This window comes from Pseudomonas sp. Z4-7 (assembly GCF_051131965.1).
Lineage (GTDB): Bacteria > Pseudomonadota > Gammaproteobacteria > Pseudomonadales > Pseudomonadaceae > Aquipseudomonas.
The window spans coordinates 1,576,231-1,588,895 of the sequence record NZ_CP071642.1 but is presented as its reverse complement, the minus strand read 5'-3'; the positions used below and the strand labels follow the sequence as shown (position 1 = coordinate 1,588,895).

13 protein-coding genes and 1 pseudogene are annotated in these 12,665 nt (G+C 53.2%); 9 read left to right on the top strand and 5 right to left on the bottom strand.

What is annotated here, in order from left to right:
- Positions 1 to 71: 71 nt before the first annotated feature.
- On the bottom strand, positions 72 to 1,106 hold the full coding sequence (locus J3P91_RS07065) for a chemotaxis protein CheB (protein ID WP_434603105.1): 1,035 nt from the start codon (positions 1,104 to 1,106) through the stop codon (positions 72 to 74).
- A 12-nt stretch (positions 1,107 to 1,118) separates the two neighbouring features.
- Here J3P91_RS07065 and J3P91_RS07060 point away from each other — a divergent pair, with 12 nt between their 5' ends.
- Both J3P91_RS07060 and J3P91_RS07055 read left to right on the top strand, forming a co-directional pair.
- On the top strand, positions 1,119 to 1,373 hold the full coding sequence (locus J3P91_RS07060; protein WP_434603103.1) for an AzlD domain-containing protein: 255 nt from the start codon (positions 1,119 to 1,121) through the stop codon (positions 1,371 to 1,373).
- Positions 1,374 to 1,535: 162 nt separating this feature from the next.
- On the top strand, positions 1,536 to 1,745 hold the full coding sequence (locus tag J3P91_RS07055; protein ID WP_434605018.1) for a hypothetical protein: 210 nt from the start codon (positions 1,536 to 1,538) through the stop codon (positions 1,743 to 1,745).
- A gap of 233 nt (positions 1,746 to 1,978) precedes the next feature.
- On the opposite strand, the gene J3P91_RS07050 is transcribed toward J3P91_RS07055, so the two are convergent.
- The 3 genes from J3P91_RS07050 to J3P91_RS07040 form a co-directional block, all read right to left on the bottom strand.
- Positions 1,979 to 3,490, bottom strand: a complete 1,512-nt coding sequence (locus J3P91_RS07050) for a sensor domain-containing diguanylate cyclase (protein WP_434605016.1) — start codon at positions 3,488 to 3,490, stop codon at positions 1,979 to 1,981.
- Between the two features lie 933 nt (positions 3,491 to 4,423).
- Positions 4,424 to 4,648 carry a DUF2188 domain-containing protein gene (locus J3P91_RS07045; RefSeq protein ID WP_041478933.1) on the bottom strand — a complete coding sequence of 75 codons (225 nt, stop codon included), beginning with the start codon at positions 4,646 to 4,648 and terminating at the stop codon, positions 4,424 to 4,426.
- 156 nt (positions 4,649 to 4,804) lie between these two features.
- Positions 4,805 to 5,815, bottom strand: coding sequence for a chemotaxis protein CheB (locus J3P91_RS07040; RefSeq protein WP_434603102.1), 1,011 nt, complete (start codon positions 5,813 to 5,815; stop codon positions 4,805 to 4,807).
- Between the two features lie 414 nt (positions 5,816 to 6,229).
- Here J3P91_RS07040 and J3P91_RS07035 point away from each other — a divergent pair, with 414 nt between their 5' ends.
- The 4 genes and pseudogenes from J3P91_RS07035 to J3P91_RS07020 all read left to right on the top strand — a co-directional run bounded on the left by J3P91_RS07035 (position 6,230) and on the right by J3P91_RS07020 (position 8,435).
- Positions 6,230 to 6,640, top strand: a complete 411-nt coding sequence (locus J3P91_RS07035) for a response regulator (RefSeq protein WP_434603101.1) — start codon at positions 6,230 to 6,232, stop codon at positions 6,638 to 6,640.
- A gap of 163 nt (positions 6,641 to 6,803) precedes the next feature.
- A complete protein-coding gene (locus J3P91_RS07030) occupies positions 6,804 to 7,031 on the top strand; it encodes a DUF6555 family protein (RefSeq protein WP_434603100.1) in 228 nt (75 codons plus the stop codon).
- 151 nt (positions 7,032 to 7,182) lie between these two features.
- Positions 7,183 to 7,875, top strand: a complete 693-nt coding sequence (locus tag J3P91_RS07025; protein WP_434605014.1) for a DUF421 domain-containing protein — start codon at positions 7,183 to 7,185, stop codon at positions 7,873 to 7,875.
- Between the two features lie 228 nt (positions 7,876 to 8,103).
- Positions 8,104 to 8,435, top strand: a pseudogene (locus J3P91_RS07020) (hypothetical protein).
- An 84-nt stretch (positions 8,436 to 8,519) separates the two neighbouring features.
- Here the strand turns inward: J3P91_RS07020 and J3P91_RS07015 are convergent.
- Positions 8,520 to 9,230 carry an SOS response-associated peptidase family protein gene (locus tag J3P91_RS07015; protein ID WP_434603099.1) on the bottom strand — a complete coding sequence of 237 codons (711 nt, stop codon included), beginning with the start codon at positions 9,228 to 9,230 and terminating at the stop codon, positions 8,520 to 8,522.
- Between the two features lie 98 nt (positions 9,231 to 9,328).
- Here J3P91_RS07015 and J3P91_RS07010 point away from each other — a divergent pair, with 98 nt between their 5' ends.
- The 3 genes from J3P91_RS07010 to J3P91_RS07000 all read left to right on the top strand — a co-directional run bounded on the left by J3P91_RS07010 (position 9,329) and on the right by J3P91_RS07000 (position 12,254).
- The gene (locus tag J3P91_RS07010; RefSeq protein ID WP_434578001.1) at positions 9,329 to 9,760 is read left to right on the top strand and encodes a LexA family protein; all 432 of its coding nucleotides are present in this window, start codon (positions 9,329 to 9,331) and stop codon (positions 9,758 to 9,760) included.
- Entirely contained in the window at positions 9,747 to 11,027 is a 1,281-nt protein-coding gene (gene umuC / locus J3P91_RS07005; RefSeq protein WP_434603098.1) for a translesion error-prone DNA polymerase V subunit UmuC, read from the top strand. The genes J3P91_RS07010 and umuC overlap by 14 nt, the downstream gene beginning before the upstream one ends.
- 258 nt (positions 11,028 to 11,285) lie before the next feature.
- Positions 11,286 to 12,254: a hypothetical protein gene (locus J3P91_RS07000; protein WP_434603097.1), complete on the top strand. Its 969-nt coding sequence runs from the start codon at positions 11,286 to 11,288 to the stop codon at positions 12,252 to 12,254.
- Positions 12,255 to 12,665 lie beyond the last annotated feature (411 nt).

The window sequence follows — 12,665 nt, the reverse complement described above, 5'->3', positions numbered from 1 at the left end:
CCGCCGAGTTTGTGGTGATCAGCTAGCTATCGCGGCAAACTCGGCGAGATACGCTGAGGGTCTTGGTTCGGTTAGCTGCCGTTAGCGTCATCATGCCCGAATAAAGTCGGATCAAGCACTAGGCTACGCAATGACTCAAGGCGCCGTTCTGCAGCATCAGCTTGCTTGTAGAGCTCAGAAGCCTCATTGGGCGTACCTGCTGCTTTCGCCAGCTCGGCCATCTGGCGTAATAACATAATCCGCTCCTCCACTGCTCGCAAAGTGTCCCAAAGTCCGGTATCGATAGCGGCGTTGACCTCACAAATCAGCGACTTGATGGAAAACGCGTGACCGGTGTGGCAGCGAAACCTCACGATTGATCCTTCATGAATCTGTACCAAGACTCCGTGACAATCCGGGCAGGTGAACTTAGAAATTTTACCGAGATCCATGACGCCGGCTTCTAAACCGTTGCCGTTTATGGCAATGGTATTTTCGACTAGATGGCTTGTTGTTACTTCGCTCTGAGAGCGTTGAGCAGCCAGGGTGCCGACCACTTTGGCTAACTCACGTGCGATGGATTCAACCGAGCCAACTAAATCGATCTCAACGTGTTGTATGGCACTTTCAGGCATAGAGCTGAGCATCGCTTCTGAGGGACTCTGAACGTAGCTCAAGCCACCTCGATCTTTCACCGCCCAAAGCCCAGCGGTGCCATCATCAAGTGCGCCTGACAAGACTATGCCTATTACTCTGGCGCCATAGCTCACCGCCGCTGAACGAAATAACACGTCCACAGCAGGCCGAGCTCGGCATTCCTTTGGCCCGCGCGTCAAGCGTATACCTTCCACCGTCACCACCAGATGACGATCCGCGACGGCCACATAAACGGTGCCCGGCTCCAGACGCTCACCGTCTTGAGCCGCCTTGACTCGCATCCTAGTCACCCTTGAGAGGATGCTGTGAAGCACGCTTGGCTCGTGAGCGGGAATATGCAGCACCACGAGAAATGCAGCTGGCAAATCTGAAGGGAGATGTTCAAAGAACGACATAAGGGCTTGAACACCACCCGCAGAAGTACCTATAACCACAACGTTTCGTGCACTAGCATCCAATTTACCATTCACGATTATTTTCCTATGTTTAATCTAATAGCACGCAGGGAAGGCGTTTTCGTCATGTCCTTCGTGCCCATAAGCTACCGTATGCAACAATTCATCAGTGCGATGTCTGGCTCAATCCTGATAGCTGTCCTCACACCCTTGGCGGTTACAGGTGGCAATGGCGCCCGTCTCGCCTTGTTGACGACGGGCATCATAACGCTGGTTTCGAAAAAACCTTTGCCAGCGATTGCTGCGGGCATTGCCGTAGCGGCCCTATGGCGAAACCTTTGAGTTGGTTGTCGGCCCAGTTGCTGCGGCCTGGGCAGCCGCTTTTCCGTCGAGTTTCATTGACTTACCCGAACCGTATCAGCGGCCTGCCGTGGTTTGAGGGGTAACGCAATTCTTTAAGCTATCCGGTTGCTATGCTGTTCTTTTAGCCTGAGGGAAACGTGCATCGTGACTGAATATTCACTACCCGATATTTTGGAGAGAATGTACCAAAACCAGCTTGCCCTCGAGGCTGCCCTAATGGAGCTAACCCTCCATGTGGAAGCCCAGGGGCATACGGAAGTAGGCGACAACATCCGTGGTGCCCTGGAGACAATTGGCGAGAACGCCGGATATATCAAGCAAGGTCTAGCCCGCCTCAAAAAGCTTCCATGACCCAGCCGGTTTTTGATTTTGATCTCAAACGCGTTTCTCGCGCGCACTACATCACTGGCAAGGCTGCGATCAACTTGGTTCGGCTCCCTGTCGAGGGTTGAGGCCGGCTGCGTCTGCAATTAACCGTGAGGAAACCCATAGGCGCCTGAAGTCGCGTTTCTTGGACAACATGGTACAGCAACAGTCCAGCCAGCCGATAAAGTGGCCAAGCGCACCTGGGGAGAGAAAACGATCTAGCTTTCTACCCGATTCCTTCCTTTTGACTTCGCGGCGTAAAGTAAACGGTCAGCTTTGAGGAGAAAATCCTTGTAATTCTCATCCCCTGTATTGCAAGTAGAGATTACACCTGAGCTTATTGTGACTATGCCAAATGGGCTTGCTGAATGTTCAATTTTTGCGTCTAACAGGGAAAGTCTAATATTTTCTGCAACCATGACCGCACCTGCTAGTTCAGTGTCCGGAAGCAAAACTACGAACTCTTCCCCACCGTAGCGAGCAGCAATATCACCGGGTCTATTGACGTTGCCTGCAATAACGCTTGCTACGCGCACTAGGCACTCATCGCCGCTCAAATGACCGTAATGGTCATTATATTGTTTGAACAAATCTATATCCAAAAGAATTAAAGATAAGCTTGTCTGATTTCTCGTGGCACGCTTCCATTCCTTTGCCATAGCCAAGTCAAAACTTCTCCTATTAGCCAGAGAAGTGAGACCATCTGTATGGGCAATCACCTCTAGCTCTTTGCGGATTACTTTGAGCTCGCGCTCTGCAACAAGCAGTTGTTGGATCTGCCGATATAGCAAGCTGCCTAGAAATGCCAATGCCAATATGATCGAACCTACCAGTGCAACCGATTGGTAAACATATGACCACCAAGGAGCAAATACATGCTCGTACGACACTCCGGCTGCTGCGACGATAGGCAGCCCAGCCAAGCGACGATAGGCATAGATCCGCTCAACGCCATCGACAACGGATTTGAGAATTGCAGTACCGCTATCGCTCTGGGGTAAATACCGGCTAAAGATCTCACCTTTGGAAAGATTGGTCGTCATCAAAGCTGCGACTGTCGGGCGTCGGGCGAGTAGCTCGCCGTTATTGAGTGCGAGGAAAATTACTCCTTCGTCGTCAACGTCCACACGCTTGAAAAAGCTTTGAAAATAAGAAACCGGAACAGTGGCTAAAACAACCCCAGCGAAGGCTCCATCAGCTGTTTCAATACGCCGGCTGATAGGAATCACCATGTCGCCAGTCGTACGACTTTCAACTATGGAGCCTACGTGGATGGACTGGTCATCGTGCTCACGATGGTAAATGAAGTACGCTCTGTCGCTGTTGTTTTTAGTTTGCAAACCCTCAGAGAACGAATTGGCCATCCAGTTGCCTTGTGCATCGAAGATGAAAAGCCCCTGAATTCCTTCAATATCACTCACCTGTCGGGCCATCAGCTTCGCCAAGCGCTCTTGTTGATCGGGGCCAATCCCATCGTGCGCTACACGCTCAGCAAGATCTCGCAAGGTATTGTCGGCTTGCAGCATCGTGTCACGTGCCTGCTGTTCTGCGGCCAGGACAATGTTCGAAACAGTTATTTTGGCCGCGTCTACTCGCTCGCCGGACGACTTCACCATCTGCCAAGCGGTTGCGAGGATCAACGAAAAACAAACTAGAAGAATGAAACCTATCAGCGAAAGAGACAATGCTTTAGGTGTCAGCCTTGCTGATATCGGTAAGAAGAGCGTCATTTTTTCGTCGTCAAAATTTGCGGTGGGCTTAACAGAGCAATTTTCATACCGTAGATCTAAAGAAAGATCAAAGCATTCGCCCGCAGCTTCTGAGCGCCCCCGGAACGCGTCGAACATTGACAGAGCGCCCAAAATTCAATACCTGCGCCACCTTGTAAAACGCCTTAAGCACCCCTTCGACTGATGGTGCGAAAACTCACCTCCATTGGCTGGTAAAGATATTTGCAGCCAGTTGCGCAGCGCTCCCAATGCTCAATTGTGGCAGCGACGTTCGTGTGGGGTATATCAATCACTGCCACCCAAGCCTTGCCTGGATCTCGCGCCGGTAAGGTGTATCGATCTGGGAAGGCACTTTTCCGATGTAGTCGCGCGCATGCTCACGTGTTTCTCCGCATAAGCCGGCAAGATAGGCAATAGCGTCTTCGGCTGCGGGAACTAGCCCTTCAATGCCTCTAAACCTTGGAGGCAGTCCAGTCCAGATTACCGCGTCCAATTGGCGGTGGATTGCCCATTCAGCAATAACTCCCTCTGCCGTCGCACCGACCACGAAACTGCCGATGCCATCCTCCCGATCTTGAGGAACCCCCTCTCGAATTCTTAGGGCCTCGCGCGCGTCATCAAGGTTGTCCAGATCTAATACCGCCCAAAGCACTTTGCACCCGGGGGCGTTCGCACATATGGCTGTCGTAAGGTCTCCGTTATCACTGACTCGGGCGAACTCGATGGGCAACACCGGGCCGTCCATGAACCATTCGCTCGCAAGCGGTAGGGTGCCCGGTTTCCAAATCAACGACCCCCATCCTAGGCATGCAATTACCATGATCAGCACCTGTGTTTAAAACGAGCTCACTTGAAATGACCGGATACATCTAGGTTGGCTGCTTGCGCAGCAGTCCGGTGCAATGCGCACCGCCTCCATGACAGAGAATTGGTTCAGCCTTTTGTTTTCCTTGGATCCGCTGATCGAGGAAATGTACGTTCCTCTTGGATCGTGCCGTCCTCTTTGTGAATTTTGAGAGAGGCTGTTTTTCCTTGAAGAAATTCGCTCGCTATCTCGGTAATTTCTGCTTTGGTAGAGGCGGTCTTGGAGGCGCGTTGCGCGCCCTCTTTGACGAGTTCCCAAAGCTTTTCTGTTTTCTTGATGTGATAGTTATCCATTGGCTCACCTCTGATATGCCGTATCGATATCTGCTATTAGGTTGACCATTGGAGATCCAGAGAGTTTGAACGGATTGGCGGCACGCTGAATGCTCTCGGAAATCCGCTTCGGACGTTTTTAGGCGATACAACAACAAGATCCAATCGGCACGTTTCTCAAGCGGAACGTAACGAAGTAAGCAATGCTCGAAGGGTCGCCTTATGACCTTCGAGTCCTTCATTTACAAGTTCGTATTCTCGTAACGCGGCAAAGCGCCCGCCGTCTTTGCTGCTCTGCATGAGCCGACCAAGGAGCAACTGTTTTTCATGCAATGCTCTAATGGCGACCCACAGTGCCTCCTCAATCGTTTCATTCTGGGCATGAAATAACGCGGCGGCGGTGTAGGCATGACCGGTATGGCAGCGAAACCGTGGTGATGACGCGTCTATCTCCCACAGAGCGCCTCCGCATTCAGGACAGGACATGCCTGCGACTTGGCCGATCTCATCCAGCGCGTAGGAACCACCCTTACTGAAATCCTCGGCCAGATCATTCTCCGTAGCGAATGGCTCGATACGTTTTGACTCAGAAGGCGCTGTCGCTCCGGCTATGCGCTGATTGATGATCTGTACAACCCTCCTACCCAACTCAGTGAGCGGCAGGCATCCGTCAACACTTACATGAAGAAGAGCGCTCGTCGGCATTGAGGGCGCTTCGGCAGTCTCAGGGTCTTGTACGAAGGCAAGCCCGCCATAGGCCTTTATCGCCTGAAGCCCAACTACACCGTCATCAAGTTCGCCAGTCATCAACACCCCTATGGCATTGCTTCCGTAGCTGATGGCAGCCGATCTAAACATCGGATCAATCGCAGGTCGCGAGTGGTTTTCCTTGGCGCTCCGAACGACCTGAATAGCTCCTTTTTTGACAAGCAGATGTTTGTCCGGAGGCGCTATGTATACACGACCCATCTGTACCCGTTCTTCACTTACAGCGAAGCCGACGGGCAATGGGCTCGCTTGGGCAAGAAGGTTAGGGAGAGCACTAGGTTGGTCTCCGATGTGCAGCGTGACAAAGACAGCCGCATTTAAATCAGACGGAAGCTCGGCAAGAAACGCACGCAATGCAGCGAGACCGCCGCTGGAAGTGCCGATGACGATGACTTGGTGGTTTTGGCTTTCCTGCTGCATGAATCGATCCTAGGTTGCTAGCTGTTGCATGCTCCAATTTGATCAACTGCCCCAGCTACTATGCGAATGAGTGCTTGTCTGTGTCTCGATGATGCGTTGACCCGCTTCATAGTTTCGATAGATACCTCGGGGGGAAGGTTCGAAAAAATGCGCACTGCTTGATCTAGGTCATGGGATTGCTGAGCAGCATCCTTAGCCCTTGGCACACAATTGGATCTTAATTCGGTGCCCACTCAGGCGACTAGAAAATCGAGGCGCCTAGCTCTCGTTCAATACGCTGCGAGGACGTCTGTAGGGGCACGACCTGAGTCGAGTGTCCCGTGTGCTCCAAGCGCTTTCACCGCACCCACGCTATTTACGCTTACACTCATGCAACCGTTCCGTTTGTTTGGTCGGTTTTGAGAGGAGGATTGTTTGAACGTAAATTGGGAAGGATTGCTGCCGATTCGCGGCGAGGTCATCGTGATTGAGGACGACCCAACTCTGCAGTCGCTCATGACCGATATCATGGATGAGATTGGCGCTAGGACTGTCTCGTTCGCTACGGCGGATGATGCCTTGACCTACCTGCTCGGAGCACATGGCGAATGCGTCTTAGTGATTGCCGATTATGGCGTCCCCGGACAAGTCCAAGGCATCGAATTCATAGAGATGGTCAAAGGCAGGTGGCCTCACATCGCTGCGATACTTACCTCGGGTTATCTGATCCAGGGCACCGCAGTGCCAGCTCAAACTATTTACCTGCACAAGCCTTGGTCACTGGATGAATTGGTGGCGGCAGTGGCGGAACTTTTGCAGCCCGGTAAACCGATTAGCAAACGCTGAGCCTGGCTTCGAAATCGTAAGGCCAGGCAGGACGGGGTTGGTGCTCAGCCCGTTAGGTCTGCAACACTACTGCTCATGAAAACAATTCGGCGCTGAAGCCCCTGATTTTTTTGAATTTTTCCCCGCTCGATGACTCCGTTAGCAAGAGCAGACGGAGTTACTCATGGAAAACAATCTATTCATCATCAACTACAAGCTTCATGGTGTGCCGAAGTCCTTCATCATCCGTAGCAAAGCGATGCAAAACGCCGATGCCTGGCACTGGGCTAGTTGCGATGCGGGCGTAGCACCCATTCCCAGACCTGGTCGCCCGCCACTGAAAATGGTGTCCAAACCTCAAGCCGAAAAATACGGCATTACCGATGTCACCTGGCGAGCCAGCTCAACGTAGCAGTGCGCTATATGGCGCGCGCCTTTGATAAAGCCGCTTCGCGTCGTAGCCCTACCGCAAAGTCGGTGGCCGGCTGAATACTCTGGCCAGTTATTGGAATCAAAGGCTGAATCGATCCGTCGGCTACTCTCACAATAAAATCGAGGTCATGATGTCGCCTTTTGATATCCAGCGGATGCTGATAGACGTATTTCCCTTAACGTTTTTGCTGGAGGTGGGTTTCCGGGCCACCTTCGCTTTTCTCGCAGTGTTTCTTTTTTTGAAATCCAGCGGACGACGAGGGATCAGACAGCTTTCACTCTTTGAGCTGGTCGTGATTTTGACATTGGGCTCCGCCGCAGGAGATGTGTCCTTCTATCATGACGTTCCGCTGCTGCCGGTCGCCGTAGTATTTCTCACGCTCCTGCTTCTCTACCGGCTTACCGTCTTAGTGATGACCAAGAGCAAAAGATTCGAAGCCTGGATGGATGGGCTTCCGGTAACCGTCATCCGTGACGGTCTCTATGAGCTCAAGTCTTTAGAAACGCTGAACATCTCATCCAACGAATTGTTGATGGAGTTACGACAGCAAGGTGTTGAACATCTCGGACAAGTAAGGCTCGGTCTCGTTGAGACCGACGGCGACATCAGCCTTTATTTTTTTGAGCAGAAAGATCTGCGCCCTGGGCTGTCCGTCCTACCATTAGAGCATCGTGCCGAGTTTGAAACCGCGCCTGCGTCGGCCCTGTATTGCTGCGCAAATTGCGGTTTCTCTCAGCAAATTGCGGAGGCCCAGCGGGCTGATTGTTCTCGGTGTAGTCATGACATCTGGTCAATTGCGCTCACAACACCGCGCTGTCGGTGACGACGCCCTCGGTTGGGCTACCGGGTACAGTGATGCTGTACGCCCGGTACGCCAGTGACCTAGCGGACGGGCTCATTACATTACTGTCTAAGGGGCAACTTTCGCGAGCCTGGAGGGAGTCTTGTCTTGAAATTGACCTGGGCAAGCGAAATCTCCTTCCGCTCCATAGCCCATCCTGATGTAAGCCTTCCTAAACTTGAGCTAATTGCTGCTCCATCGAGACGTTTTATGAAAGCTGATTTCACTGAAGTAGAAATGCGCCGAGCTTTGTTCGGTACGGCTAAGCCCGAAGAGGTTCTTGCACCTCCAGCACCGGAACCTGTGGCAGAAGTCGTCATCACCAACCCGATAGCTGTATCTGCAGCCAAGAAGAAGCCGGCGAAACCGTTCACGCCTAGGCTCAGGGTCACGCTTCGGGTTGGAAACGAATTCGAGGGACGATGCACGAGCTGATCCATGAGGCCGACACGCTGAGTTCGTTACTTGCTGAGCAAGATGCTGTGAGGGCTGCCAGGCAGAAGTACAGGTACGTGGAAGTGGTATCGGTTAAATCGATGTAACAAACGCGGCTGGGCTAATGAGGTAGCTGTCGATGTGCCTATACAGAACGTGAGGCCTCTGCAGGGCTACGGTGTCGCGTCTGCTCAATCATCGACATCAGAGGCCAAGGAAAGCGGCTGAATCAGATGCGAGCCCTGATTCCGAACATTTCCGACATCCTTACCAACCTTGTACCAATCAAAATCTGTAGCGGGCCTGCATTGCTCCATCGCTAGTTCACGAGCTCGCTCAGGTGAGGTATTCGGGTCGATCCATTCACGCGCATGCTCCGGCGATAAGACTAAGGGCTTGCGGTCGTGGATATCGACTATGCCTTCATCACTCGCGGCGGTAATGATGACAAAGCCGTCGCGATCATCCGGCTCCATACCTTCGTGCACCTCGGCCAGCCCTGCGAAGAACATCGGAATTTGCTCTTTCAGAGTAATGAAATACGGCTGCTTTTTCTTCGGATCTTCTTCGTCCTTTACCCATTCGAACCAGCCATTCGCCGGAGCAAGCACGCGTCCGTTTGGCCAGAGCTGATTGAAAAACTTACCGGTGATGACGCTCTCGACTCTGGCGTTTATCGGGTCGGGACGCTTACCCTTCGCCCAGAAGGGCGACCATCCCCATTTGACCTTGTCGACACTCAACCCCTCTCCCCCTGGCCGAATGATCTCTACCCGCGTCGCCGGCGCGACGTTGTATCGCTCAATGGGCCAAAGGTCATAGCCATTGATCACTAGCTGCTTTGGCGCAAGCTCCTTGAGGTAGTGATCCATCGATTCGTAGATCGAGTAGCGTCCGCACATGCTGTCACCCGTCGAATTGTCGTGCTTATGAGATTGACCGCAAGCGAACCAAATCGTTAACTGTATGTATATACAGTTTCCACTCTAAGGTTTGCATCATGAGCATCACCATTCTGGGCCCGCTGGCTACCGGCGGCGAGAAGCTGCCTCTGTACTCATTCAAGGTGCCTGCAGGCTTCCCTTCGCCCGCTGCTGATCACATCGAAAAGCACATTTCTCTAGATGAGCTCTTCGATATACGAGCTCCCCACGTCTACCTCGTGAGGATTGATGGCGACAGCATGCAGGGCGCGGGGATCTATTCGGGGGATATGGTGGTGGTTGATCGAAGCATAGATCCGATCAGTGGGGACATCGTCATAGCTGCCCTTAATTCTGAGCCATTGCTCAAGCGTCTGCATTTGCGCGACAACGCCGTAATACTTCTGTCGGAAAATCCCAAGTATCCGGCAAGGCACGTGATGGAAGGCGACGAACTCATGATTTGGGGTGTAGTGAAATACAGCGTCCGCGATCATGACAACACCTGAACCTGTCTTCGCCCTGATTGACTGCAACTCGTTTTACGCAAGCTGCGAGCGCGTCTTTAGACCCGACCTCGCTAAGACACCTATCGTGGTGCTGTCCAACAACGACGGCTGTGTGATTGCGCGTAGCTACGATGCAAAGCCTTTCGTGAAAATGGGTCAGCCGTACTTCCAGATCACAGACCATCTCCGCCGGCATGGTGTTGTAGCGTTCAGCAGTAACTACGCGCTGTACGGCGACATGAGCGAGCGCGTCATGACTATCATCGAATCGATGGTGCCAGCGCTTGAGGTCTATAGCATTGACGAAGCGTTTGCCGATCTGACTGGCATACAGGGTGATTTATCTGACTTTGGCCGAAGAATGCGATCCGTGCTTTTCAAGCGCACGGGCATCCCAGTCGGCGTAGGCATCGCTCACACCAAGACCTTGGCCAAGCTGGCGAACCATACAGCCAAGCGGCTACTGGATATTACCGGTGGTGTGGTGGATCTGTGCGATCCGTTCAAACGGGACTGGACGTTGCGCAACACCGATGTCGGCGAGGTCTGGGGTATCGGGAGGCGCATGAAGGCTCACCTGGAAACGATGGGCATCAAGACCGCGATGGACTTGGCAAAAGCCGACCCCTGGATGCTTCGCCAGAAATTCAGCGTGGTGATCGAGAAGACGGCTCGCGAACTCGCCGGCACTTCATGTTTGGAATTGGGTGAAGCTGATCCACCCAAGCAGGAGATTTGCTGCAGCAGGATGTTCGGCTCGCGGCTTACCGAGATTGAGCCAATTAAGGAAGCTGTCGCTACCTATACACAACGCGCGGCGGAAAAGCTTCGAGCACAAAACTCGCTATGCAAGAAGATCCGCGTGAGCATTAGGACAGGAATGTTTAATCCCGAGGAAGCGAAGTATGCGAACGGCGCCTTGGTGGAATTGCCGTACCCGACCAACGACGTGCGGCTCATGGCCAAGGCAGCAAACGAAGCGGTTAACCGTTTGTTCCGGCCTGGCTTCAAATACAGCAAAGCCGAAGTATTGCTGATGGATCTGCGACAGCCTGGCGAATTCACCGATGACCTGTTCGCACAATCTCAGCCGGTAATGGCGGATAAGGTGATGGGCGTGCTGGACGAGATTAATGGCCGCTGGGGAAAGGGAGTGGTGCGTTTAGCCAGCGTGCCTGTCGCCCCTGGTTGGGCAATGCGTCGGGAGCTGATGAGTCAGAGCTATACGACGAAGCTTGATCAGTTGTGGACGGTGAGAGCCAAGTAGCAACGACGCGATGGACATCTTCCGCCCTAAAAACGAGGCGCTTGAACCGCTGCTTACGGCCAGGAGCGGACATTCGTTTTTCTGACTGCCGTGAGGGCTGCATTACAGATTCACCCAGAACGGCCAGGCCCAAATTAACAGGTAGGCCTGCTTTCGCGCGTGACTCAAAAAAACTCTCCGATTCCGCTGACCAGATGGTGTTTTAACGTCTTCGCAAGGGTACTGTGAGCGGGATTTTCACTCGCTGAAGGAAGGGATATGAAAGTAGGGATTGCTGCGGCATTGATGAGTGCCACGATCGCTGTCTACGCAGACGATTTGAAGTCGTTCAAGTTCGACTCCGCACCAACGGCTGTCCAGGCAGGTGCTCCGCCGAGCTGCGGCTTTGAAAGCTTCAAGGCCCCAGCAGGGCTAACAGTCTATGCGGCGGGCGCCTATTCCGGGCGTGAGGTGCCCTTTCAGATTGACCAGAGCGGCCATCAGGCCACCCAATTCGACATTGCTGTCAACAGCCCTGACAAACCTGTGGCGTTAATACTCGGCGCCTATGAGCCGACGGTGTGGAATATCGGCTGGACTCAGGGCACTAACATCGTCGCTGTCTACGTGTCTGGCTATCACCGCCAAGCAGTGGCCGGACTCGATTCCAAGATACCCATTCTCAACAGCAGCTACCACAACAAAGGAGCATGCGGTTCTTCCTACGTGACCGCAGAAGCTAACGAATACCTGAATCCCTTATCCCGAAAATTGTTCGGTCAGCCCGTGACGATGGTTTATCCCGGCGACCAATCTGGCAAAATTTCGGTTGGTTTGCCCTTCGGCGCGGACGCGAGGCTCGTCACGTCTTCAACGGTGAGCCCCGAGTCCCTGCGCGATAAACAGGCGCCGCTGGCCGGCCAGGCGGGCATCGACGTAGCAGTGAAAAACGGCTCGCTACGGGCTGCCACAAGTGCTGATGCTCAGGCTTGGATTGATGCCAAGGTAGCGAGTAGCCCCAGGCGCGATGTTCCGCCCGTAGCCGGAGCAGTTGCAACGCGCCCGTCGCCGAGCGTTTACAAGGCCTACGTGATATTGAAAGCCTTCACCTTCCCGGCCGGATTGTACGGCGGCAACGCGGTCACGTTTTACGTACCCAAGGGCGTCCCCCTACCGAGCGGCCAACCGGGACATTCCGCAGTTTATGATTTCAATTCCCTGCGTTGCGAGGGCGCAATGTGTCGGTAGAATTGAGTCTTGCAGACGTTTACCTGGCTAATGGATCTTAACCGAATGCTTGGCGGTGAACCGCAAACGGCTGGCGCCTCAAACCTGTAGGCGTGCGGCAACATGTCCTGCACGTATCGGGCAGTAGTAACTGCCCGATCTCATTCGATTACTGAGTTAACATACGCAATCGCCTTACCCAGATAGTCAGTGAGATGTAAGCATCCAGCAAGTCACTTGTTCGATCCAAGTTATAGAGATAATGGTGTCAGATCAGGGCGCGATATCGTGTCTCAAGCAACGGCGCCAGGATGGTGTGTCGCTCGAATGGGTGCAAGGGTGTAGGCGACCAAGCCGATGAGCAGCCCTCTAAATGCTGGCTGTACGAAAGGATACAATCGACCCAAAGCGGACATTGCCTGTAGCTGAAGT